Here is a 22980-nt window from a genome sequence, read left to right as displayed (position 1 = left end):
CCGGAGATCTCCGGACCGGGCCCACAGCCGTTCTCGTACGCGGTTACCTACGGGCGCCCGCGATCCAGCGGGGAGCACCGTACTGGTAGGCACCCAGGCTCGGCGTCGCGTCCGTGGAGCCGTCGTTGATCCCCGGGAGCGGGATCGCCTGGTTGCGCGCGGGGGATTCCGCGCTCAGCCGGTAGTCGCGCCCGGCCGCGTCGACGAAGAGCGGGTCGGTCCCCGTGGGGAGGTTGTTGGAGAGCACCAGCCCGCCGTCGGTCGCGCCGGCCAGGCCGCGGATCTCGCCGATGTTGTTGTAGATCTTGGTGCCGGTCGACGCGTTCGGCTCCTTCACGTAGAACAGCGTCATCCCGCCGGTGTTGTTGTACACGCTGTTGTTGTGCGAGCCGGTGCCCAGACCGTTGAGCATCACCGTGCCCTCGCGGTTGCCCCAGCCCACGTTGTTCGCGATCACCAGATCGCTCTGGCCGTTGTCCGCGTAGACCCCCGAGATCCCGAACGTGGTGGAGGTGGTGGCGGGCTTCGGGTCGTGCAGCACGTTGTGGTCGATGGAGGTGCCCATCATCCACGCGCTGCAGCAGGTGTAGATCGCGGCTACGTCGAGGCTGAGGCGGGCGTAGCCGGAGATGTCGTTGTACGCGATGACGTCCTTGCCGGGCGTGAGCCCCGGGACCTCGTTCCACTGGAGGTTGATACCGCTGCGGCCGACGTCGGCGATCGTGTTGTGGGTGACCGTCTGGCTGTTGCCCTGGACGGCGACGCCCGCCGCGTAGGTGCCCATGTAGTCGACGTCGCGGATCACGTTGTCGGTGGCGGTGTTGTTCTGCCCGCGCAGCGCGATGCCGTTGCCGGCGCTCAGTGCCAGATCGCTGTTGACGATCTTGTTGAAGGTGCCGTCCAGGATGATGCCGGTGTCGCCGACGCCCCGGGTGACCGTGGAGCCGCAGTCCGTCCCGCCCCGGGTGATGTCCGTGTAGTGCGACAGGTAGCGGCCGGTGATGCCGTCCAGGGTGACGCCGGTGCTGGTGGCACCCGTCCGCGCCGTGGTGGCGAAGAGGCCGATGCCCTGGACCGTGGTGTGGCTGGCGTTCGCCAGGTCGAAGCCGTAGGTGCGGCGCTTCGCCTCGACGGTGTGGCCGCTCGGGTCGTCGGTGGAGTACAGGTACAGGCGCTTGGCGGTCGGGTCGTAGAACCACTCGCCGGGGCGGGCCAGCTCACCGATCTTGCCGGAGAGCGCGTACCGGGTCTCCTTGGGCACCACCTTGTGGGAGCAGACCGGCGCCTCGCTCAGGGTCACCGAGCCGGGGACGGAGCTCTTCACCGTGGTGGTGGCGGAGATGTACCAGTAGCCGGTGAGGGCGCGGGCCCCGTCCCAGTACCCCGCCGGGCGGGTCAGGGCGGGGTCGGCGATGGTGGCCTCCGCGCTGCCCGCGCCGGCGTACTGGAGGGTGGGGGAGAGCAGGTCGAGCCCGGGGTAGGGCCACTGCGCCTCGATGTCCATCTTCTTGTCGGTGAACACCTGCACGGTGGTCACGTCCTGGCCGAGGTCGACATCGGTGCTGTACACGTTTCCGGCCGCGACCGCCTCGCTGAACGGCGAGTCCGCCGCAAACGGGTCGGTTTCGGCGATCCGGGTGACGTCGGCACCGGTGACCTTGCGGAAGCCGCCGACCTTCGACGCCCCGCTGACCGTGACCTGGGCCCCCGGAGCGGCCCGGTAGGTGATCGGCTCGGCGGCCGTGCCGGAGCGGGCCGGCACGACGGTCTCCTCGTACGTGCCGGACAGGATCAGGCAGGTGTCGCCCGGCACCATCACGTCCGCGCACTGCTGGATGTGCTGGAACGCGGATCCCTGGGTCCTGCCCCCGGCCTGGTCCCGGCCGGTCGGGGAGACGTAGTACGTCTGTCCCGACCTGGCCCGGTCCGGCTGGGCGACCGCCGGGTGACCGGCCGCCACCACCATCAGGGATGTGAGCAGGGCGGCTGCGGACCAGGTTCCCTTGCGGGACCATGGCCTCCGACTCCTCATCACGCTGTGGTCCTTTCTCTACTCTTTCTCGGAGGGGAAACGTCGAACCCGGTCGTCCCTTGCCGGTTCGTCCACCGGCTCATCCTTTGACAGCGCCGACGGTGAGACCGCTGATGATGTGGCGCTGCATGTAGATGAAGAAGATGACGACGGGTGCGATGGCGAGCAGAAGGTTGGGAAACACCTTCGTCAGGTCGGTCGAGTACTGACTGATGCCGGCGTAGATCGCCGTCGTGACCGTGTAGTGCCCGGAGGACGGGCTGAGCAGGATCTGCGGGGAGACGAAGTCGTTCCAGATCCCGATCGAGTTGAGGATGAGCACCGTGACGACCGCGGGACGCATCAGCGGGAAGATGATGGACCAGAACGTGCGGTACCGGCCCGCCCCGTCGATCGTCGCCGCGTGGTCGATGTCCACGGGGATGGTGCGGATGAAGCCGACGAACAGGAAGATGCTCACCGGCAGTGTGGACGCCACGTCGTGGGCGACCAGACCGGTCACGGTGTTCGCCAGACCGATCTCCCGCAGCACGTAGATCACCGGGATGATCACGGCGGCGCCCGGGATGAACGTCCCGGCCAGGAAGTACAGCAGCACCAACTGCGTACGCCGCTTGAGACTGCGCGCGATCGCGTACGCGGCGGGACCCGCGAGCAGGATGCACAACACGTCCACGATCACGACGAGGAACAGGGTGAAGCCGTATCCGCCGATCACGTTGAACTGCGGGCTGTTGATCGCGGCCGACATGTGCTCGAAGGTCAGCCCGCCCAGCGGAATCGAGAACGGGTTGTCGAGAATGTCCTGCTGGGACTTGAAGGCGTTCACCACCAGCAGGTAGATCGGCACGATCATGGCGACGAAGAGCACGCCGAGCAGGACCCACCGCACGGGTGAGCGCGGCTCCTTCTCCTCCGTCCCCCGGGTGTCGTCACCCTTGGCCGGCCGGGCCTCGGCCCTCTCGCGGACCTCTGCCTCTAGTACCACCACCACCGGCTCCTCACTGACCTGTCGCTGCTTGGTCTTGACGGTTGCGCAGCGCCGTCACGAGGAGGGCGAGCGCGGCGGACACCACCATCAGGAAGACCGCCTGCGCGGTCGCGTACCCGACCTTGGTGCCCTCGAAGGACCGGGCGAGAATGAGGTACGTGAACGTCTGGGTCGAGCCGGCCGGCCCGCCGCCGGTGAGGCTGACCACGATGTCGTACGCCCGGATCAGACCCACCAGGTTGAGTACGGTCGCCACCGTCACCACGGGCGCGATCATGGGGATCACGATGCGGGTGTTGATCTGCCGCCGGGAGGCGCCGTCGAGCGCCGCGGCCTCCAGCAGCTCGGCGGGCACCGTCTGCAGGGCGGCCACGAACAGCACCACGTTGAAGCCGAACCCGGCCCACACGATCACGCCGATCAGCGAGATCAGGGCGAACTTCTCGTCGAAGAGGAAGCCGATCGGCTCGATCCCGAACTTGGCCAGCGTGTTGTTGATGGCGCCGTTGGTGCCGAGGATCGCCGCCCAGAGGTAGCCCAGGATCAGTGCGCTGATGACGTGCGGGAAGTACGCCACGGCCCGGAAGAACGAGTTCGAGCGCGAGCGGCCCTTGAGGGCCAGCGCGTACACCAGCCCCAGGCCCACCATGAGCGCGGTGCCCACCACCGAGATCAGCCCGGTCACGTACCAGGCGTCCGAGGAGCTCGGGTCGTCGAACAGGTGCTTGTAGTTGTCGAGCCCGATGAACGCGGCGGTGGAGAAGCCGTCCCAGTCGGTCAGGCTGAGGTAGACCGCGACGCCCACCGGTACGACGGTCATCACCGTGTAGAGCAGGACGGCCGGACCGATCATCCCGAGGGACACGGCCGACTCCCGCAGCCGTGTCCGTCGCTGCTGCCGCCGGCCGGAGTTCAGCCCTGCGAGTTCCACCACTTGTCCAATCCCTTGGCGGCGTCCGCGGCGGACGAGCCCGTGTACAGGGACTGGACCTGCTTGTTGAGCTCGTCGCTGAACCCGGCGATCGGCTGGCGGTCACCGGACTTCACGAGCACCGAGGGCGCCTTGTCCAGGATCTGCTGCACGGCGGTGCCGAGGCTGGAGGTGTCGTACGTGAAGCCGCTGCGCAGGTTGCCGTCCGAGGCGAGCTGGCTCTTGATGGCCTCCGGGTCGGTGGTCGCCCACTTCACGAACTCGATCGCCTCGGCCTTGTGGCGGGACTTGTCCACCACGACGTACGGGTTGGAGAGGTTGCCGAACTGGCCCGACGGGTAGGCGCCGTCGGTCGGCATGGTGAACACCCCGACCTCGTCGCTCTTCTTCGCCGCGTCCGCGGCCGGCACGAAGAACGACCCCATCATGTACATCGCGGACTTGCCGTTGAGGAAGTTGGTCTGACCGTCCGCGTAGGTGAGGCCGAGCGCGCTCTTCTGCAGGTAGCCCTTGTCGATCCAGCTCTTGTAGGTCTGGAGGTAGGGGAGGTAGCCGCTCTCGGCGAAGGAGTTCTTGCCGCTCTTGCGCTTGGCCGTCCAGTCCGGGTCGGCGGTGAGCACACCGGCGTCGGCCATCATGGAGAACTGGCCCCCGGTCACCCACTGCCCGGCGGTCTGCAGCGGTGTGTAGCCCGCCTTCTTCAGATCACCCATGGCCGTCGTGAACTGGTCCATGGTCCGGATCTTGGTGGCATCGACGCCCGCCTTCTCGAAGGCGGCCTTGTTGTAGAAGACGAGGGACTGGATCTGCTCGCCGACGCCCGCCACGTAGCGCTTGCCGTCCACGGTGTACTGATCGGCCAGCGGGGTCTTCCCGGCCCAGTCCTGGTCGGACAGGTCGGCGAAGAGCTTGGCGGTCTCGGCGCTCGGAATGATCTGCTGGGCCACGTCCGGCGGGTCGCCCGCGGCCAGGTCCTGCCGGAGCTTCGCGTCGGCGGATATCGTGCCGGTGAGTTCGAGCTTGATCTTCACACCGGCGTGGGCCTTCTCGTACCTGGCGAAGAGGTCGTTCCAGTACTTCTCCGTCAGGTTCGGCGTGATGTTCACGATGACGCGGAGGGTCGTGCCCTCCGAGGCCTGGTCGGAGTCGCCGCCGCAGGCGACGGCGGAGACCATCACCAAAGGAGCCAAGGCGAGTCCGCAGGTACGGCGCCACACTGATTTCATGGGACACGCTCCGTTGCGTAGTCGTGAATAATCGATAGGTGATACTCAGCCGCAGATCCCCGGGAGGAACGGCGGCGGGGTTCCGTGGGCATTCCTGGGTGGTGAACGCCCGGCGGGGGTGGTGCGATTGCGATGAGATGGAGGCGGTTGAGGTCCTCGCCCCTGTGTCTATCGTCTATCGATTGCTGATGCTAGGGGTGGCACTCCGCTTCTTCAAGAGTGCTGCCACAAACCTCTGCGGTCGGTTTTTCATGCCCCGGCCGGCCGGGGGTGTGCGGCAACCACCGTACGGTGATGTGGCCTTGGGGTGCCGGGGTGCGCACTGTGAGCGTCAGTCGGCTCAGATGATCGCCCCAACTCCGGTGCAGCTCCGGGTCGTCGATCTCCCTGCGGACCACGTGGGCGTCCGCGACCAGGGGATCCCAGCGCATCAGCAGACCGCAGCCCCCGGGGCCGGTGACGGTGGCCCAGCCCTCGCCGTACGCGACCTGACCGGCCAGCACATGGTGGAGCGCCACCCCGGCGCCGGGGTCCTCCCACCGGTCCTCGACGCTCACGTACGCGTCCGCCTCCCCGTCGGCCCGCACCAGTCGGACGGTGCGGTGCCACCGGGCAACCGTGCCGGACGGATAGGCGCCGCCGATCTCGGCGGTCATCCCCGCCGCTCCGGGGCCGAGTTCGACGTGGACGTCCCGCGCCCGGTGGCCGGGGCCGGGCTGTTGCGGGGCGCCGGGATCGGGGACGTTGTGCCAGTCGCTGCGAAACGGCCAGTCGGCGTACCGGTCCGGTCCGAAGGTCCGCACGGTGTACGTGGGCCGGCCGACGTCCACCACCAGGGGACGCCCGTCGGCCGCCACCCAGTAGGAGCCGACGTCCAGGTGGTTGTGGTGCTCGCCGTTGTGCCCGGCCTTCACGGCGACCGCGAGCCCCTCGGCGCTGGACGCCCGCTCGCGGGCGAGCAGGATCTGGAGCCGGGGGAGCCAGGTGTGCGCCGCCAGCCAGGGAGCGGGGGGCTCCGGTGCGGCGGGTTCCGGCGGCCCGGCCACGACCGCGCGGCACCAGCGCCGGTCGGCGAGCGCGGTCAGGGCCCGGCCGAGCCCCGCACGGGGCGGAGCGGCGTCGCGCCGGCGCCGGGCCCCGGCCAGGGCGTGGGCGGCCGTGGCGGGCTGCCCCAGCCGCAGACCCCAGCGGAAGGGGACCTGCCAGGGCTGTTCGGGGGAGAGCCGGGCCGGGGCGTCGCCCACGTTCACGTACCAGTCGCCGCCGAAGTGCATGCGCTGCGGATACTTCAGCAGCTCGCCCAGGAGCGGCAGCCGCCGGGCGTCCAGCGCGGGGCCGCCCACCCCGGCCAGCAGGTCGAGAATCTCCATCAGCCGGCAGGCCCCCACCCACCAGTAGGCGATCCCCTCGTCGATCCCGCCGTCGTCGGGGAGCGTGACGACATAGTGGTCCAGGCCCGCCACGACCAGACGCACCAGCCGGGCCCGCCGGGCGTCGTCCCCGCAGAGCAGCAGCGCGGCGGTGAGCACTGCGCCATGGATCCACGGGTTCCAGTTGTTGGCGTCGCCCTCGGTGCCGATCCAGCGCCAGTCCCGGCGGCGCTCGAACGGCAGCAGTACCCGGTGCTCCACCTCCCGGCGCAACCGGCGCCGGAGCCCCGGCATCCGGTGGTCCAGCCGCGGCCCCAGGACGTGGTCCGCCCAGGCGAGGAGCGAGGCGACCTCGGCCGCGCCCAGGTCGAGACAGGGGTCGTCCGGATCGGGCACCAGTTCACCGCGGTCCGCCGTGAAACGGTCGTGCGGCGCCCAGCACCACGTACTGGCCTCGGTGAAGGACACCAGCCCGTCGATCGCCGCGTCCAGGAACGGGCAGGCTCCCGGACCGTCGGCCGCCCCGGCGTCCTCGTCGGCCAGTACCGCCGCCAGGACCAGCAGCGACACCCGCTCCTGGAGCGCCCACGCGGCGTCCTCGTACGCGCCGCGGTTCCCGTCGCGGAAGGCGCGGGCCCACGCCCCGGCGGTCAACCGCGGCTCCGGCCGCCCGAGCTCCGCCTCCGCGTCGGCCAGCATCCGGTCCCGTATCTCTTCCGGGACCGCGTCCCAGACCTCGCGGCGGGTGATGTCCGGAACCCCCGTCCGGGCGGCCGGAGTGCCGAGCAGCCGTACCAGCCCGGTATCGTCCTCGGCCGCGAGGACCGCCGCGAGGCAGGTGCCCAGCGGTCCCGTCCCGGCGCTCATTCCTCCCCGTCCAGCTCCAGCTCGATCACCGGGAGCAGCACGTCGGGCCGGGCGATCGGCAGGGTCAGCGTCAGGGTGCCGGCCGGCTGGTCCGGCGGGGCGAGGTTGTTGTGCTCGTGCCGCGCGCCGTCCAGTTCCTGGAAGCGGATCTCCGAGCCGTCGTGCAGGAGCTGCGCGTACCGCACCCGCCCGGCCAGCCCGGGCAGATGGAGGTGCTTGAGCGGCCAGGCCAGCAGGTGCAGGTACAGCCGGTTGCCGGACCGGGTGTACAGCGCGTTCGCGGGCGGTGGGTGCGGGCTCGGCCCGGCGCCGTGCACGGCGCGCCCGTGCAGCGCGGTCCACTCGCCGATCGCCCCGAGCGTGGCGCGGGCCCGGGCGTCCAGGGCGCCGCGGCCGGTGGGGCCGACGTTCAGCAGCAGATTGCCGCCGCAGGCGACGGACTCCACCAGCATCCGGACCAGCAGCGCGGGGTCCTTGTAGTCGTGGTTGTCCCGGTCGTACCCCCACGAGCCGTTGAGCGTGTGGCAGGCCTCCCACCGCACCCGCTCGCCGCCCCGCTCCAGCGGCCGGTCCGGCTGGTACTGCTCGGGCGTCACGTAGTCACCGGGGATGCCGAGCCGGTCGTTGACGAGGATGCCCGGGCGCAGCTCCTTCGCCAGCGCCATCAGCCGCTCGGCCCCCCACTCCCCGGGGCCCTTCTCCGGGTAGCTGAAGTCGAAGAAGAGCAGGTCGATCTCGCCGTACCCGGTGAGGAGTTCACGTATCTGCCCCTCCATGTACGCCCGGTAGCGCGCCATGTCGCGGGGCTCGTCGCACGCCTCGGTGCCGCGCAGCGGATGGTGCTCGTCCACCGGGAAGTCGGGGTGGTGCCAGTCGAGCAGCGAGTAGTACAGGCCGACCCGCAGTCCCTCGGCGCGCATGGCCTCGACGAACTCGCGCACCAGGTCACGGCCGTTCGCCCGGACCGAGGTGTAGTCCGTCAGGGCCGAGTCGAAGAGGCAGAATCCGTCGTGGTGCTTGGTGGTCAGTACGGCGTACCGCATGCCGGACTCGCGTGCGGTACGGGCCAGTTGCCGGGCGTCGAAGAGGTCCGGGTCGAAGCGGGACAGATAACGGTCGTACTCCTGCTGGGACATGGCCTCCCGGCTGCGCACCCATTCGTGCCGGGCGGCGAGGCTGTACAGCCCGAAGTGGACGAACATCCCGAAGCGCGCCGCCTCGAACCAGCCGGTGGCGTCGGGGGAGTGGGGAGAAGCACCGGTCACGGAGGACTCCAGACACATTGACATCACTAATCGATTGGCTGTTATCTACCATCGATAGGCGATGATGTCACTGGCATTGCGTGCGGTGAGCACGCGGAAGGGCACGTGCATGCACCCGATTCGGGACCAGGAAACGCCGTCGACGGGGGAGACCCGAAGCAACGGCGAGGAACAGAACCGTAGTTACGAGTCGATGCGAGCACCGGTCCACACCTCGGACTACGTACGGCCCACGGCGCGGATGGTGGACGCGCTCAAGAACGTGAGCGCCGCGACGGCCTGCGCGAAGCTGCACCAGATGGGGATCACCCGGACGTTCATCGACGGCCCGGTGCCGCTGCACCGCGAGCCGGACGTCAGGATCACCGGCGGAGCGGTGACCCTCCAGTTCCTGCCGCAGCGCGAGGACGTCTTCAACGGCGCCGAGCAGGAGGACATCGAGCGCAAGACCGCGCTGTGGGCCGTCCTCGAATCCGTCCAGCCCGGCGACGTGCTGGTCGTCTCCGCCCACGGCAGCCACTTCACCGGCTGCCTCGGCGACATGCTGGTCCGCTACTTCAAGCTGCGCGGCGGCGCCGGGATCGTGGTGGACGGCCGGGTCCGGGACGCCGCCCGGATCCGCGCCCTCGGCGTACCCGTCTGGTGCACCGGGGTCACCCCGCACTACGCCTCGCAGACCGACCTGTTCCCGTCCGCGTTCAACGTGCCGGTCGGGGTGGGCGGTTCGCTCGTGACGCCCGGCGACCTGATCGTCGCCGACGAGGACGGAGCCGTGGTCGTCCCGCAGGCGAACGCGATCCCGCTCGCCGAGGACTCCCTCCTCCACCAGGACCGGGAGGAGTTCGCCCGCCGCCGCCTGGACGAGGGCGGCCGCCTCTCCGACTACTACCCCCTCACCGGCGAGGGCCTGACGGAGTACCTGGCGAGCCGGTCCGCCACCTGATCCGGGCGGGGGAGCGGGCGCGACATCGGACGCCCGTCGAGGTGGACCGCGTGCCCGTGTCCACCGTCCGGGGCGCCCGGGCCGGCGTCGGACCCGGTGCCGGCGGAGGCCGGTACCGGGTCGGAACGCCGACCGGACGAGGTGCGGGTGCCAGTGGTGGATGACGGAACGCGACGCCGAAGCCGACGGGCGCCGGACCATCACGCCCCGCCCCGGGGTCAGGGGCGCCAGTCGAACGGGAAGTGCTTGCTGGAGCCCCCGTGGTACTCGTGGGAGAAGTCGAACCCCTCCGCGTGGTCGTTCTCGACGACGCCCCAGGTGGCGATCTGGCCGGGGCCGACCTCGGCGCCCGGGGCGTTGACCAGCTGGACACGGCGGGAGGGGTCGGCCGTGGGGCCGGTGAGGGCGGTCGCGCCGACGGAGACCGAGTCGCCGACCCGGGCCCGCCAGTACGAGAGGTCCTCCGCCGCGTCGAACTGGACCGGGGCGTACCGTACTTCGCGCAGCTCGCTGATGAGCGAGCCGAACTGGCCCGGCCAGCCGCCGACATGGCCGGCGAATATCCGCTCCAGCGCGTCGCGCTGCGCCTGGTCGCCCCTGGCGTCGATGTAGAGCATCACCTTCATCGTGGCGTCCGGGTCGACGACCCACATGTTCCCGGCGAACTCGCCCAGCGCCACCACACCCAGACCGTCCAGGCGGACGTCTCCGAAGTGCCCTTCGTGGACCTGCCAGACGAGGGTGAAGAGGCAGTCCCCGTGGGTCGGGGCCTGGGCGAAGGTGCAGGGGCAGGGCAGGGAGCAGCTGCATACGTCGAACCACTCCCCCCGCAGGTGCCAGTCGGGCAGCGTCCCGTCACCGGCGCCCGCGCGGACGACGGCGGGCGCGTTCTGCGATGCGGCGGAAGTGGTGCACATGAGGGTGTCTCCTCCCAGATCGCTTATACCCCGTGGGGGTATCGTGTGATGAAGGTAAGGCGTGAGCGGTGCGCGCGTCAAGTACCCCTGGGGGGTACCGAGTTGCGGCAGGCTTCGCGGGAGGGGGCCGAGCGCGGTCCGGTGTCAGGCGGGGGTGCGCGGGAGTGCGCCGGTGAGCGTGAGGGCGACGAGCCGCTCGGCCAGGCTCTCGTCGAGCGGGGCCCCGCTGACGAGGGCGCGGGTGAACAGGGCGCCGCTGATCGCCTCGATGACGAGACCGGGGTCCGTGCCCGGTGCGAGCTCGCCGCGCTCGATGCCCCGGCGGACCATCACGGCGCCGCGCTCCAGACGCTCGGTCCAGTAGGGGAGGCGGTGATCCGGCAGGGTGTCGTCGCGCTCGGTGCTCAGTCGCAGCAGCGCCTCGCCCTGGGGCGTCGCGAGCAGTCGCGCCAATGCGCCGAAGTAGCGGGCCAGGTCGTCGTGGACCCGCCCGGTGTCCGGGATCGGCATCGCCGTGTCGAGTTGCTCGGCCAGCGCTTCCAGAATCAGCTTCTCGCGGGTCCCCCATCGTCGGTAGACGGAGGTCTCGTGGACGCCGGCCGCGCGGGCGACGGCGCCGACGGTGGTCCCGGCGAGTCCGTGCTCCGCCAGGACGTCCACGGTGGCGGAGAGGACCGCGGAGCGCATGCGGGCCCCGCGGCGGCGCAGCGGAGGGGCGTTCTTCTGGTCGGGCGGGGTCATGCTCCACTTTAACGCAGCTCTACTTGCTTTACCTGGAGTACGGACGTACGTTTCATTGCAAGGTGACTTGCGTTAGGGGGCTTCGGGCCCGAGGTCGCCGTCATGCCAAGGAGGTCATGTCATGGAGCAGATGCTCGCCGCCCGGCTGCACGTGCCGAGCCGTACGCTGCGGATCGAGGAGGTGGCGAAGCCCGCCCCAGGTCCCGGCCAGGTCCTGGTGAAGGTGGAGGCCGCGGGCGTCTGTCTGTCGGACGTCCACCTCATCGACGGCACCCTCACCCCGCTGCTCCTGCGCGGCGACACGGTCACCCTCGGCCACGAGGTGTCCGGCACCATCGCGGAGACCGGTCCGGGCGTCACCCGCTGGACCCCGGGTCAGCGCGTCGTGCTGTACGCGGGCGAGGTCCGCGACGGGGTCACCTACACCCGTGGTGTGGACTACGACGGCGGCTGGGCCGAGTACGCGCTCTCCGCCGAGCACGCCCTCACGGAGCTGCCCGAGACCATCCCCTTCGACCAGGGCGCGATCATCCCGGACGCGGTCTCCACGCCCTGGGGCGCGATCACCGTCACGGGCGCCGTGAAGCCCGCCGAGGCCGTGGGCGTCTGGGGCGCGGGCGGCCTCGGCGTCCACGCGATCCAGCTGCTGCGCGCCGTCGGCGCGTGTCCCGTCGTCGCGATCGACCCCAACCCGACCGCCCGCGAGCGCGCCCTCGCCCAGGGGGCGGACCTGGCGCTCGACCCGGGCGACCCGGCGCTGCGCGAGCGCGTCGCCGAGGTCACCGGCGGTGCCGGTCTCGCCGCGGCCTTCGACTTCGCGGGGGTGCCGGCCGTACGTGAGCAGGCGCTGTCGGTGCTCGCGCCCAAGGGCCGCCTGGTTCTCGTGGGCCTGACCGACCAGCCGCTGACCGTCGCCGACGGCACCCGCTTCAGCTACCTCCAGCAGCGGATCCTCGGCCACTACGGTTCCGACATGCCGGTGGCGCTGCCCGAGCTGCTGACCCTGCTCCAGGGCGGCCGACTGGACTTCTCCGGGTCGATCAGCGGCGAGTTCCCGCTGGCGGAGGCCGCCGAGGCGGTGGAGCGGCTGGAGAACAAGACCGGCGACCCGATCCGGCTGATCCTGCGCCCCTGACCGTATCCCCGGGCCGTATCCCCAGGCCGTTTCCCGGGCCGGGACGGCCCCGTACCTTCCCCGCGAACCGGGGCGAACACGCGTTGCGGACCTCCCGTGGTGTTGCGGCGCAACGGTCCCGTCGCCCGCACCGGTCCCAACCCCGCCACCAGCCGGAACACCGGCCGACGGGCCGATGGCGGGGGTGCGGCGCCGGGACCGGTGTTGCGTCCGCCTCCCCGTCGCGGAGCGCAACGGGTCCCGTCTCCTCCATGCTGTGGTTCCCCTTCCGCGTTCCACCGGACGGGTGACAGGTGACAGGATCCCCCATCCATGTGATGGGGCGGACACATGGAGGCCTGGATGGACCGGCCGCTGCTCTCCCTCAGAACAACCCTGGTGTTCCTGCTGGCTCTGCTCGTCGGCGCGGCGGCCGGCGGGCTGGCCGTGCTCGCGGGGGAAGGCGCCCCGCGCAGCCTGCTCGCGGGCCTCGGCGCCGCTGGACTGGCCGTTCCCTTCTTCGACCGGCTCATCGACGCCGACGCCGATGGCGGCCGGGCCGGGCGGCGCGACCGCTCCGGCGCCGGCACCGGACGGGGGGAAGGGCGTGGGTGAGCTCCGGCCGCTGGGCAGCGAGCTCACCGATGCCTCCCGCGCCCTCGCCGAGGCCCTGCGGAAGCTGTTCGAGGGCCTGGACGTATCGGTGCGCCGGTACGCGGCCCGGCACCAGCGCGACCCGGGAACGTTCTCGCGCTATCTGAACGGCACCCGCTTACCCCCGTGGCAGGTGATCATGGACCTCTTCACCGACCTCGCCGAACACCGGGGCCTCGCGATGACCACCGAGGCCATCGAGTTCGTCCGCGGGCTGTACGGGGAGGCCGTCCACGCCGGGGCCTCGCCCAAGCACGCTGTGGAGATCCTGGAACAGCAGCTCGCCGACGCCGACCGGATCTCGCGGAGGTCCAGCGTCCGTGGCGACGTACTGGGCGACGCGCTGCTGGACCGTACGCACCGCATCGCGGACCTGGAGGTGCGCCTCGGCCAGCTGGAGGCCGACCGGATCGCGGAACGGCGGCGGGCCGACGAGCTGGCGGCGGCCCATCCCGACGTGTCCGGCCTCCTGCGGGAGCGCGACGCGCTCCGGCTCGACGTGCGGCGGCTGGCGGCGGAACTCCGCGAGGCCCAGGCGCTGCGGATCGCGGCCGAGAGCCGCTGCGACCTGCTCGAACGGCAGCTGGACGCCGTCGAGGAGCCGACCGCCCCGCTGCCCGTCTCCGCGGCCCGGAACCTGCCCAAGATCCTGGTCGTCGACGACCAGCCGGGCAACCTCCTCGCGATGACCGCGGTGCTGGCCTCCCTCGACCAGGAGCTGGTCACCGTCTCCTCCGGGCGCGAAGCGCTCAAGGCGCTGCTCGACCACGACGACTTCGCCGTCATCATCATGGACGTCCAGATGCCGGAGATGGACGGCTACGAGACCTGCGCGCACATCAAGCGCCGCCCCCGCGACCGGGACGTTCCCATCATCTTCCTCACCGCGATGGGCGCGGACTCCGAGCACTCCGCCCGGGGCTATGCGGCCGGCGCCGTCGACTACATCAGCAAGCCCTTCGACCCCTGGGCCCTGCGGGCCAAGGTCGCCGTGTTCACCGCGATCCACCTGGAACGCCGCGCCTCGCGGTGACCCTCCGCCGATCCGGCCGCCCGGCTCCTCACCGGGCGGGCGGCCGGTGCTCGGCGATCCAGCGGGCGGCGAGGAGCCCGGACACGGCGGTGAGAACGGCCGCCGCGACGACGGTGGCCTCGAGACCGACCCGGTCCGCGAGGACGCCGGCCACGAGGGCCCCGGCGGCATAGCCGATGTCCCGCCAGAACCGGTAGGTACCGAGGGCGTTGGCGCGCCATGCCGGGTGGGCGTGGTCGGAGACGGACGCGATGAGGGCCGGGTAGACCATCGCAGTGCCGAGCCCGAGGACGACGGCCGAGAGGATCCCGGCGAGCAGTGGTTGCTCGATCAGGGTCAGGGCGAGGACGAATCCGCCGGCCTGGACGAGCATGCCGGCCACGATCAGGGGCTTGCGGCCGATGCGGTCGGCGAGGTGGCCGGTGGGGATCTGCCCGAGGCCCCACAGGATCGGATAGAGGCCCTTGACGAGGCCGACGGCGGCGAGGCCGAGGCCGTGGTCGGTGAAGAGGAGGGGGAAGACGCCCCAGGTCAGACCGTCGTTGAGGTTGTTGACCAGCCCGGCCTGGCTGGCACCGCGCAGGGAGCGGTCGCGCCAGGAGGTACGCAGGAACGCCGCCTTCGGGCCGGTGTTTCCGCCGGTGGGCGGGGGTCCGGGGTGACGGGCCAGTTCGAGGGCGGCGTGCGCGGCGGTGTCGCGGACCACCAGGGTCAGGGCGAGGCCCGCGACCACGAAGACGACGCCGATCAGCTCGGGGACGGGGCGCAGGCCGTAGCCGGTGGCGAGGTATCCGGTGAGCATGGCGGTGACGCCGACGGCGGTGTATCCGGCGGCCTCGTTCAGGCCCGTGGCGAGCCCGCGCCGGGCCGGGCCGACGAGGTCGATCTTCATGTTGACCGTCATCGACCAGGTCAGGCCCTGGTTGAGCCCGAGCAGGACGTTGGCCGCGACGATCCACCCCCACGAGGGCGCGTACGCGAGGGCGAAGGGGACGGGGACCCCGATCAGCCAGCCCGCCACGAGGAGCTGCTTGCGGCGGAAGCGGGCGGTGAGGGCCCCCGCGGCGAGGTTGGTGAACGCCTTGGTGAGGCCGAAGGCGACGATGAAGGAGAAGACGGCCGTATCGCTGGTCAGACCGAACGTCTCCGAGCCGATCAGTGGGACGGTGGTGCGCTCCAGGCCCACCAGGCCGCCCACGGCCACGTTCACGACGACCAGCAGGGCGAACTGGGCCGCGTTCTCGCGCAGCCCCAGCCGTACGGGGCCGGTGGCGCCGTCGGCCGGGCGGGCGGGGCGGGTGGTGGTGTCGTTCACGGGCGGATGTCCTTGGGAGAGGGGAGCCGGTCCGGCGGAGGCACTCGCCCGAGCTGCGGGCAACGGTGCGTGGGTCACGTCGGGTGACGGCGGTGAGCGGCAGTGCTCCGCACCGCGCAGGCCGCGTACGCCCAGTTCAATATACCCCCGCCGGTATTTTCACCCGATGCGCGCAGTCGATGTCGCCACGCCTGGGAAGATACCCACGGGGGTATTTGACTTCTCGTGTGGGAGCGCCCTACTGTCGAACCAGTAAATACCCCTGGGGGTACCCGAGAGCGAGGGATGCCTCGATGCGTGAAGTAGACCTGGAGAGCTTCGCCGCGGACATGGCCGCCGGTGCGTTCGTCATCGATGTCCGCGAGCCCGACGAATACGTGGCCGGACATGTGCCGGGCGTCCACAGCGCACCACTGTCCGCGCTGGACTCCGTCCTCGACGTGCTGCCCGCCGACCGGACGGTGTACGTGATCTGCGCGACCGGCAACCGCAGCCTGCGAGCGGCGGACCGGCTCGCGGCCCGGGGCGTGGACGCGCTCTCCGTCGCGGGTGGCACCAAGGGCTGGGCCCGCACCGGCCGGCCGCTGGCGAGCGGAACGACCGCCTGACCGCCGCCACTCCCCGGGCCCGCCGCCCGTACGCCCCGTGACCCGGCCTTTCGTACCCACAGTCTTTCGCACCCGACGAGGGTGAGCGTTTCTCAGGAAGGATCCGCCGTGTTCTTCACCCAGTACTACCTCGACTGCCTCTCCCAGGCGTCGTACATGATCGCCGACGAGAAGACCGGCCAGGCGGTGGTCGTCGACCCGCGCCGGGACGTCTCCGAGTACCTGGCCGACGCCCGGGCGCACGGCTTCACCGTCGTCGGCGTCATCAACACCCACTTCCACGCGGACTTCGTCGCCGGGCACCTGGAGATGGCGGACGCCACCGGCGCCTGGATCGGCTACGGGCGGCGCGCCGAGACCGAGTACCCCATCCGCAAGCTCGCCGAGGGCGAGCGGATCTCCCTCGGCGACGTCGTCCTGGAGATCATGGAGACCCCCGGGCACACCCCCGAGTCGGTCAGCGTCCTCGTGTACGAGCGGTCCGACGACACCGTCCCGTACGGCGTCCTGACCGGCGACGCGCTGTTCATCGGCGATGTCGGCCGCCCCGACCTGCTGGCCTCCGTGGGCGTGACGGCCGAAGAGCTGGGCGGGATGCTGTACGACAGCGTCCAGAACAAGCTGATGGCGCTGCCCGACGAGGTCCGTGTCTTCCCCGCGCACGGCGCCGGATCCGCCTGCGGCAAGAACCTCTCGACGGAGAAGCAGTCGACCATCGGTGAGCAGCGCGCCACCAACTACGCCTGCGCCCCGATGAGCCGCGAGGAGTTCGTCGCACTCGTCACCGCCGGGCAGTCGGCCGCGCCCGGCTACTTCGCCTACGACGCCGACCTCAACCGCAAGGAACGCACCCGCTACGACGCGACGGCCGCGGCCCGCCCGCTGGCCCTCGACGCGTTCACCGCGCTGCGCGCCGGGGGAGCGGTCGTCGTCGACACCCGCGACCCGCAGGAGTTCGCCGCCGGGCACCTCCGGGGCGCGGTCAACCTGCCCGCCGACGGGCGGTTCGCCGAACAGGCGGGGACCGTCCTCGACCCGGCCGACGAACTGCTCGTCATGGCCCCGCAGAACCGCGAGGAGGAAGTCGTCACCCGCCTCGCCCGCATCGGCTTCGACCGGGTGGCCGGCTACCTCCGCAACCCCGAGGACGCCCTCACGGCCCTGCCGGACGAGGTCGCACCCGCCAGCCGCGTCACCGCCGCACAGCTCAAGGCGGCGCTCGCGGGCGACAACCCGCCCGTCGTCGTGGACGTCCGTACCTGCGGCGAGCGCCAGACGGTCGGCTTCATCCCCGAGGCCCTGCACATCCCGCTGAGCGAGCTCCCCGCGCGTGCGGACGAACTTCCCACGGACCGCCCGCTCGTCGTGCACTGCGCCGGCGGCCACCGCTCGTCCATCGCGGCCAGCCTCCTGCGTCACCGGGGCGCCCAGGACGTTTCCGACATCCTCGGCGGCTACGCCGCCTGGGCCCTCGCGGAATCCGCCGAGGCCTGACCGCAGCCCCCGCCCACCCGTACACGCCCCCACGGGCACACCTTCTCCGGAGTCATGCATGAGTGCCGAGCGCACCGTCCCGTCCATCTCCCCCGCCGTGCTGCGCGGGCTCACCGAGGAAGGCCGCACACCGCGCCTGCTCGACGTGCGCACCCCCGCCGAGTTCCGTGCCGCCCACATCCCCGGCGCGTACAACGTGCCGCTGCCCGCCCTGCGCGAGCACCGCGCGGAGCTCCGCCCCCACCTCGACGAGGACACCGTGCTGGTCTGCCGCTCGGGGGCCCGCGCCACCCGGGCCGAGCAGATGCTCGCCGAAGCCGGCCTGCCCGGCCTGCGGGTCCTGGGCGGCGGGATGAACGCCTGGGAGATGGCGGGCGCCCCCGTGGAGCGGGGCCCGGAGCGCTGGGACATGGAACGCCAGGTCCGCCTCGTCGCCGGGTCGATCGTCCTCGCCACCGGCATCGCCGGCATCTTCGTGCCCGGTGTCCACCTCGTCGGAACGGCGGTCGGCGCGGGCCTGGTCTACGCGGCGGTCAGCAACTCCTGCGCCATGGGCGTCCTGCTCTCCAAGCTCCCGTACAACCGCGGGCCCCGTACGGACATCCGTACGGTGATCGCGGGGCTGCGGAGCGCCTCCTAACCTCCGGCGCGGACGTCCGGGCAGGGCCTCGCGAGAAATTCCATCGCCTTAACCCCTATACCCCCAGGGGGTATAGGGGTTAGGCTGCGTGCGGAAACAGGAGATGCCGAAAAGCCCGACCCACCCTGGAGACGCCATGAACAGCCACGCCGCCCACAGCCACAGCAGCCACGCCGCCCACAGCGGTCACGCCGACCACGACAGCGACGCCCACCACGGCGGACACGGCAGCCATGCCGGCCACGCCGCCGGCGGCCCCGGCGGACTCTCGGTCTCCGAGCACGGCTACACCCTCGAACTCGACACCACGCTCTTCACCGCCGGGACGCGGCCGGTCGGCTTCCGGATCATCGGCCCCGACGGGCGCCCGGTGACCCGGTTCGTCCCCGAGCACGAGAAGGAACTCCACTTCATCGCCGTCCGGCGCGACACGTCCGGATTCCAGCACGTGCACCCGGTCAGGGACGACCAGGGCAACTGGAGCACCGAACTGAACCTGGAAGCGGGCGACTGGCGGTTCTTCGCCGACATCCACCCGGCGGGCCACGACGCCACCATGACGCTGGGCATCGACGCCTCGGTGGCCGGACCGTACGCCCCGGAACCACTGCCCGCCGCCACCGGGACCGCGCGGATCGACGACTACACCGTCACCCTCGACGGGACGCTCAGGCCCGGCGAGCCGAGCGAACTGACTCTCACCATCGGCCGGAACGGGAGCCCCGTGACCGACCTCCAGCCCTACCTGGCCGCGTACGGGCACCTGGTGGCGCTGCGCGTCGGCGACCTGGGCTACCTCCACGTCCACCCGGACGGCGCGCCCGGTGACGGCATCACCGCGCCGGGGCCCGGGATCACGTTCATGGCGGTCGCGCCCACGGCCGGCACCTACCGCCTGTACCTGGACTTCCAGCACGACGGCGTCGTACGGACCGCCGAGTTCACCGTGCACACGACCGGGGCGGAGCCCCGCCAAGCCCCGGCGCACCGGACGCCGTCCGGACACGGCGCCCACGCGCACCACTGACCCCACCCGCACACCCCGTGGCGAAGGAGACGACATGCCCTGTCCGCCCCGCCCCCTGCCCCACCCGGCGGCCCGTGCCGCCGGCCGTCCCGCCCGTCCCGCACCGAGGAGCGACACCGGTGCGCAGTGACCCCGCATGTACCCGCGGGGCATGGACCCCGCCCCGGGGCCGTGCCCCGCCGCATGGACACGGAAGGAACCCGCCATGCGACTGTTCTCCGTCCGCGACTACCGCCACCTGTTCGGCGCCCAGGTCATCGCCCTGTTCGGCACCGGGCTGACCACCGTGGCCCTCGGACTGCTCGCCTACGACCTCGCCGGCCCGCGCGCCGGAATGGTCCTCGGCACCGCCCTGACCATCAAGATGGTCATGTACGTGATCATCGCCCCGCTGGCCGCCGCCTCCATCGACCGGCTTCCCAGACGGACGCTTCTCGTCCTCCTCGACGTGATCCGAGGCGCGGTGGTCCTGGCGCTGCCCCTGGTCACCGAGGTCTGGCACATCTACGTACTGATCGGCCTGCTCCAGGCCGCCTCCGCGGCCTTCACCCCGACGTTCCAGGCCGTCATCCCCGACATCGTCCCCGACGAGGCCGCCTACACCCGGGCCCTGTCCGCCTCCCAGGTCGCCTCCACCATGGAGAGCCTGCTCAGCCCCGTACTGGCAGCCGTCGCCCTCACCTTCCTGACCTTCGACCGGCTGTTCCTCGGCACATCCATCGGCTTCGCCGCCTCCGCCGTGCTGGTCCTGTCGACCCGCATCCCCGACGCCCGCCCCAGCGCCCGCACCACGGCATGGGACAAGGCCGTGGGCGGCATACGGACCTTCCTCGCCACACCACGCCTGCGCGGCGTCATGGCGCTCAACCTCGTGGTCGCGTCGGCCGGTTCGATCGTCGTCGTCAGCACCGTCAACCACGTCCGTGACCGGCTCGGCGGCACCCAGCAGGACGTCGCCTGGATGCTCGCCGCCTCCGGTACCGGCACCCTGCTGGCCGCGCTCGTCCTGCCCCGCCTGCTCGACCGGATCAGCGCCCGCACCGTCATGACGACCGGGGCCGGCGTCCTGGTCGGCGGAACCGCCGCCGCGGTGACGATCACCGCGACCGGCCTCACCACCTGGACCGGCACGGCGGTCACCTGGGCGGTGATCGGCGTCGGCATGGCCCTGATCATCACACCGACCGGCAAGGTCCTGCGGGCCTCCGTCGCACGGAACGCGATCCCCGAGGCGTTCGCCGCCCAGTTCTCCCTGTCCCACCTCGCCTGGCTGATCACCTACCCCGTCGCGGGAGTGCTCGGCACCAACGCCGGTCTCACCCCCGCCTGGTCCACCCTCGCGGCGCTCGCCGTGACGGGAACGGTCGCCGCGCTCCTCCTGTGGCCGCGCCACGACGGCGGTGGAGCCCCGCGGGCGGACGCCACGACCGCCTGGCACCTGTCGGGCCGGAGTCGGTCCTCCCTGACCAAGGCCGCGTGAACGCCACGCCACCTCGCGTGAGTTGACCGCATCCCTGGGTCGCCCGGAAGACCGGGCGGCCCTCGGGTGTCTCCGGACGCGGACGTACTAACCCGCGCGCACGAGAAGCTCCTGGTCGCCCGAGCGGCCGTGGTGCGGGCGGTGCTCAGCCGGTTCCCCATCCCCAGGAGTCGACGTACGCCGTCACGCCGGAGCGGCGCGCCTCCGCCACCGCGGTGAGGCGGTCGAAGTCGCCGGGCGGCATCAACTCCTGCCACTCGGCCAGGGAGAGGACGCGGAACTCGTCGTGCTCCGCCGGGTCGAGCGTGATGCCGCGGATCTGCGCGGCGGTGAGCCGGCCGCCGTCGAAGACGCAGCCGAGCGTGCTGTAGGGCCAGCCCCCGCCCGGCGGGCTGTACACCGTGGCCAGGAGCCGGGGCTGCCCGGCCGGCCTGATCCCGGTCTCCTCCTCGCACTCCCGCACGGCCGTCTGCCAGGGATGCTCGCCATGGTCCATCGTGCCGCCCACCAACTGCCACGGGTAGGCGGGAGAGTAGACGGAGTGGACCTGGAGCGGCCGGTCGTCCTCGTCGGTGAAGTAGAGGCATGCCCAGGCAGTGGCCTTGGCGACTGTTTCGGCATAGTGCGCCGGCGTGGAGGTCTGCGGTTCGGTCGTGGCGGCCGAGGTCAATTCTGGTTCCTCTTGACGGTTGTCCGGCATGGCCATGAGAGTCAAGGACCAGGCCGGCGGACGAGCACATGGGTCGGCGGGGTTCTGCTCCTTTAACGAGGCCCGAGCGAGATCGGAACGGCCCGTGCCCGAACCTATCCTGCCGTGGGACACCGGGTGGAACCCGGCGCAGTGCGGGAGCCGGCCGGTCAGGTCCGCCGACGGGGGTTCGGCCCGATCCGGTTGGCCAGGAGCGTTCCTCCGGTGGCCAGTGCGAGGCCGCCCAGGATGAGTACTGCGGTCGCCCGAGCTCGGGTACCAGGTGATCACCGCGTACTTCCGGCCGCACAGCGCGCTCGGTGAGAAGCTCCAGCAGGAGCCACCGCCGCGGACAGACCCAGGCCGCTCAACGCCTTCGAGGCGACGGCGACGGCGGCGTCGGGCTCGTGCGCGACCGCACGCGGGGCACGGGCACGGTCCACGAGTGGCTCGGCGCGGAGGGAAGAGCGCGGTGAGCGCGCGGGATCCGCTGCTCTGCCTCTGCGCCCACGTACCCGAGTCCGAGGTGGTGGCCGTGGCGGCGGCGGGAGCCACGGAGGTGGCCGCAGTGGGCCCGGCCGTGGCAAGCGGCGACCGGCCGGCCGAAACGAACTCACGGGGTCGTAGGATCAGTTGGCATCGCCAGCACGTGGCACGGCATACGATTCGGCCGTACGGAGGACGAACCGCACGCCGGTCGCGACGGCTACGACACCCTCATCGGGTTGGACCGCGACGCGCACGACACGAAGCGAGAAGGTACATGAACACCAGCTCCGAGCTCGAAGCCGAGATCCGCAGCGGCATACCGCACTCCGCCCGCGTGTGGAACTACTGGATCGGCGGCAAGGACCACTACCCCGTCGACCAGGAGCTGGGGGACCAGGTCATCGCCAGCTATCCCCAGACCCGGGATCTCGCCCGGGCGTCGCGTGCCTTCCAGGCCCGTGCCGTGCGGTACTTGGCCGGTGAGGCGGGAATCACCCAGTTCCTCGACATCGGAACCGGCCTCCCCGTGCAGAACAGCACCCACGAGGTCGCCCAGAGCGTCCGGCCGACGGCGCGCATCGTCTACGTCGACAACGACCCGCTGGTCCTGGCCCACGCGCGCGCCCTGCTGACGAGCGCGCCGGAGGGCGTGACGGACTACGTGCACGCCGACATGCTCGAGGCCGAGCGGGTGCTCCAGGAAGCCGCCCAGACCCTGGACATGACGCGGCCGGTGGCCGTCATGGTGCTGTCCACCCTCGGCCACGTCGAACCGCAGGCCGGCATCGACCTCATGCGCCGGTACCTGGCCGGTGTGCCCGAGGGCAGCCACCTGGTGCTGTGCGACACCGTCGCCACCCCGCAGACGGTGGCGGCCCAGGAGGCGTACGCGGCGGGGGACACCCCGCCCTACCTGGTGCGCCGGCCCGAGGAGATCCTCGCGAGCGCCGACGGGATGGAGCTGGTGGAGCCGGGGTTCGGTTCCATCTCGCTGTGGCGCCCGGAGCCGGGCGACGACATCTCCGAGCCGGTCGACCAGTGGGGTTTCGTCGCCCGTAAATGACGGGCCGCCCCGCCGCGTCCACGGAACGGCGGGTGAGCGGGGACCGGGGCGGAGCCGCCCGCGCACGGCGGTGAACCGTGGCACACTGCGCG

The 22980-nt window shown here is 71.5% G+C and carries 20 protein-coding genes; 10 read left to right on the top strand and 10 right to left on the bottom strand.

Features of this window, described 5'->3' with window-relative positions; genetic code table 11:
* Positions 1-43 precede the first annotated feature (43 nt).
* From ACWC97_RS00150 to ACWC97_RS00125, 6 genes are all read right to left on the bottom strand, one after another.
* Positions 44-2032, bottom strand: coding sequence for a right-handed parallel beta-helix repeat-containing protein (locus ACWC97_RS00150; protein ID WP_352280408.1), 1989 nt, complete (start codon positions 2030-2032; stop codon positions 44-46).
* A 79-nt stretch (positions 2033-2111) separates the two neighbouring features.
* Positions 2112-3023, bottom strand: coding sequence for a carbohydrate ABC transporter permease (locus ACWC97_RS00145; RefSeq protein WP_352280409.1), 912 nt, complete (start codon positions 3021-3023; stop codon positions 2112-2114).
* A gap of 10 nt (positions 3024-3033) precedes the next feature.
* Positions 3034-3957: a carbohydrate ABC transporter permease gene (locus ACWC97_RS00140; RefSeq protein WP_352280410.1), complete on the bottom strand. Its 924-nt coding sequence runs from the start codon at positions 3955-3957 to the stop codon at positions 3034-3036.
* Entirely contained in the window at positions 3936-5180 is a 1245-nt protein-coding gene (locus ACWC97_RS00135) for an ABC transporter substrate-binding protein (RefSeq protein ID WP_352280411.1), read from the bottom strand. The genes ACWC97_RS00140 and ACWC97_RS00135 overlap by 22 nt, the downstream gene beginning before the upstream one ends.
* A 191-nt stretch (positions 5181-5371) precedes the next feature.
* Positions 5372-7417, bottom strand: coding sequence for a heparinase II/III family protein (locus ACWC97_RS00130; RefSeq protein WP_352280412.1), 2046 nt, complete (start codon positions 7415-7417; stop codon positions 5372-5374).
* Positions 7414-8700, bottom strand: a complete 1287-nt coding sequence (locus ACWC97_RS00125) for an alpha-L-fucosidase (protein WP_450647438.1) — start codon at positions 8698-8700, stop codon at positions 7414-7416. The genes ACWC97_RS00130 and ACWC97_RS00125 overlap by 4 nt, the downstream gene beginning before the upstream one ends.
* A 175-nt stretch (positions 8701-8875) precedes the next feature.
* Here ACWC97_RS00125 and ACWC97_RS00120 point away from each other — a divergent pair, with 175 nt between their 5' ends.
* Positions 8876-9625: an RraA family protein gene (locus tag ACWC97_RS00120; protein ID WP_352280414.1), complete on the top strand. Its 750-nt coding sequence runs from the start codon at positions 8876-8878 to the stop codon at positions 9623-9625.
* A gap of 218 nt (positions 9626-9843) precedes the next feature.
* Here the strand turns inward: ACWC97_RS00120 and ACWC97_RS00115 are convergent, their stop codons facing one another.
* Together ACWC97_RS00115 and ACWC97_RS00110 are read right to left on the bottom strand one after the other, a co-directional pair.
* Positions 9844-10542: a DUF1326 domain-containing protein gene (locus tag ACWC97_RS00115; protein ID WP_450646443.1), complete on the bottom strand. Its 699-nt coding sequence runs from the start codon at positions 10540-10542 to the stop codon at positions 9844-9846.
* 144 nt (positions 10543-10686) lie between these two features.
* Entirely contained in the window at positions 10687-11283 is a 597-nt protein-coding gene (locus ACWC97_RS00110) for a TetR/AcrR family transcriptional regulator (RefSeq protein ID WP_352280416.1), read from the bottom strand.
* A 121-nt stretch (positions 11284-11404) separates the two neighbouring features.
* On the opposite strand from ACWC97_RS00110, the gene ACWC97_RS00105 reads away from it, so the two are divergent.
* The 3 genes from ACWC97_RS00105 to ACWC97_RS00095 all read left to right on the top strand — a co-directional run bounded on the left by ACWC97_RS00105 (position 11405) and on the right by ACWC97_RS00095 (position 14084).
* A complete protein-coding gene (locus ACWC97_RS00105) occupies positions 11405-12418 on the top strand; it encodes a zinc-binding dehydrogenase (protein WP_352280417.1) in 1014 nt (337 codons plus the stop codon).
* 342 nt (positions 12419-12760) lie between these two features.
* Complete coding sequence (locus tag ACWC97_RS00100; protein WP_450646441.1) at positions 12761-13012, top strand: hypothetical protein; 252 nt, start codon at positions 12761-12763, stop codon at positions 13010-13012.
* A complete protein-coding gene (locus tag ACWC97_RS00095) occupies positions 13005-14084 on the top strand; it encodes a response regulator (protein WP_392278244.1) in 1080 nt (359 codons plus the stop codon). The genes ACWC97_RS00100 and ACWC97_RS00095 overlap by 8 nt, the downstream gene beginning before the upstream one ends.
* 28 nt (positions 14085-14112) lie before the next feature.
* On the opposite strand, the gene ACWC97_RS00090 is transcribed toward ACWC97_RS00095, so the two are convergent.
* On the bottom strand, positions 14113-15399 hold the full coding sequence (locus ACWC97_RS00090) for an MFS transporter (RefSeq protein WP_450646438.1): 1287 nt from the start codon (positions 15397-15399) through the stop codon (positions 14113-14115).
* Positions 15400-15692: 293 nt separating this feature from the next.
* On the opposite strand from ACWC97_RS00090, the gene ACWC97_RS00085 reads away from it, so the two are divergent.
* The 5 genes from ACWC97_RS00085 (at position 15693) to ACWC97_RS00065 (ending at position 20648) form a co-directional block, all read left to right on the top strand.
* Positions 15693-16007 carry a rhodanese-like domain-containing protein gene (locus tag ACWC97_RS00085; RefSeq protein ID WP_352280421.1) on the top strand — a complete coding sequence of 105 codons (315 nt, stop codon included), beginning with the start codon at positions 15693-15695 and terminating at the stop codon, positions 16005-16007.
* A gap of 108 nt (positions 16008-16115) precedes the next feature.
* The gene (locus ACWC97_RS00080) at positions 16116-17501 is read left to right on the top strand and encodes a rhodanese-like domain-containing protein (RefSeq protein WP_450646436.1); all 1386 of its coding nucleotides are present in this window, start codon (positions 16116-16118) and stop codon (positions 17499-17501) included.
* 58 nt (positions 17502-17559) lie between these two features.
* The gene (locus tag ACWC97_RS00075) at positions 17560-18141 is read left to right on the top strand and encodes a rhodanese-like domain-containing protein (RefSeq protein WP_352280423.1); all 582 of its coding nucleotides are present in this window, start codon (positions 17560-17562) and stop codon (positions 18139-18141) included.
* A gap of 136 nt (positions 18142-18277) precedes the next feature.
* Entirely contained in the window at positions 18278-19168 is an 891-nt protein-coding gene (locus tag ACWC97_RS00070) for a hypothetical protein (protein WP_450646433.1), read from the top strand.
* A 205-nt stretch (positions 19169-19373) separates the two neighbouring features.
* On the top strand, positions 19374-20648 hold the full coding sequence (locus ACWC97_RS00065) for an MFS transporter (RefSeq protein ID WP_450646431.1): 1275 nt from the start codon (positions 19374-19376) through the stop codon (positions 20646-20648).
* A gap of 145 nt (positions 20649-20793) precedes the next feature.
* On the opposite strand, the gene ACWC97_RS00060 is transcribed toward ACWC97_RS00065, so the two are convergent.
* Positions 20794-21318, bottom strand: coding sequence for an NUDIX hydrolase (locus ACWC97_RS00060; protein ID WP_352280426.1), 525 nt, complete (start codon positions 21316-21318; stop codon positions 20794-20796).
* Between the two features lie 781 nt (positions 21319-22099).
* On the opposite strand from ACWC97_RS00060, the gene ACWC97_RS00055 reads away from it, so the two are divergent.
* On the top strand, positions 22100-22888 hold the full coding sequence (locus ACWC97_RS00055) for an SAM-dependent methyltransferase (RefSeq protein WP_352280427.1): 789 nt from the start codon (positions 22100-22102) through the stop codon (positions 22886-22888).
* Positions 22889-22980 lie beyond the last annotated feature (92 nt).

Source organism: Streptomyces sp. NPDC001108 (assembly GCF_053598535.1).
Note: the sequence above shows the minus strand (reverse complement) of the source record. Positions and strands in the feature narration are given on the sequence as shown.

Excerpts from the sequence above, each read along its gene's own strand:
- ACWC97_RS00150 (WP_352280408.1), bottom strand. The coding sequence starts at position 2,032 with ATGAGGAGTCGGAGGCCATGGTCCCGCAAGGGAACCTGGTCCGCAGCC.
- ACWC97_RS00135 (WP_352280411.1), bottom strand. The coding sequence starts at position 5,180 with ATGAAATCAGTGTGGCGCCGTACCTGCGGACTCGCCTTGGCTCCTTTG.
- ACWC97_RS00130 (WP_352280412.1), bottom strand. The coding sequence starts at position 7,417 with ATGAGCGCCGGGACGGGACCGCTGGGCACCTGCCTCGCGGCGGTCCTC.
- ACWC97_RS00125 (WP_450647438.1), bottom strand. The coding sequence starts at position 8,700 with ATGTGTCTGGAGTCCTCCGTGACCGGTGCTTCTCCCCACTCCCCCGAC.
- ACWC97_RS00120 (WP_352280414.1), top strand. The coding sequence starts at position 8,876 with ATGCGAGCACCGGTCCACACCTCGGACTACGTACGGCCCACGGCGCGG.
- ACWC97_RS00115 (WP_450646443.1), bottom strand. The coding sequence starts at position 10,542 with ATGTGCACCACTTCCGCCGCATCGCAGAACGCGCCCGCCGTCGTCCGC.
- ACWC97_RS00110 (WP_352280416.1), bottom strand. The coding sequence starts at position 11,283 with ATGACCCCGCCCGACCAGAAGAACGCCCCTCCGCTGCGCCGCCGCGGG.
- ACWC97_RS00105 (WP_352280417.1), top strand. The coding sequence starts at position 11,405 with ATGGAGCAGATGCTCGCCGCCCGGCTGCACGTGCCGAGCCGTACGCTG.
- ACWC97_RS00100 (WP_450646441.1), top strand. The coding sequence starts at position 12,761 with ATGGACCGGCCGCTGCTCTCCCTCAGAACAACCCTGGTGTTCCTGCTG.
- ACWC97_RS00085 (WP_352280421.1), top strand. The coding sequence starts at position 15,693 with ATGCGTGAAGTAGACCTGGAGAGCTTCGCCGCGGACATGGCCGCCGGT.
- ACWC97_RS00075 (WP_352280423.1), top strand. The coding sequence starts at position 17,560 with ATGAGTGCCGAGCGCACCGTCCCGTCCATCTCCCCCGCCGTGCTGCGC.
- ACWC97_RS00070 (WP_450646433.1), top strand. The coding sequence starts at position 18,278 with ATGAACAGCCACGCCGCCCACAGCCACAGCAGCCACGCCGCCCACAGC.
- ACWC97_RS00065 (WP_450646431.1), top strand. The coding sequence starts at position 19,374 with ATGCGACTGTTCTCCGTCCGCGACTACCGCCACCTGTTCGGCGCCCAG.
- ACWC97_RS00055 (WP_352280427.1), top strand. The coding sequence starts at position 22,100 with ATGAACACCAGCTCCGAGCTCGAAGCCGAGATCCGCAGCGGCATACCG.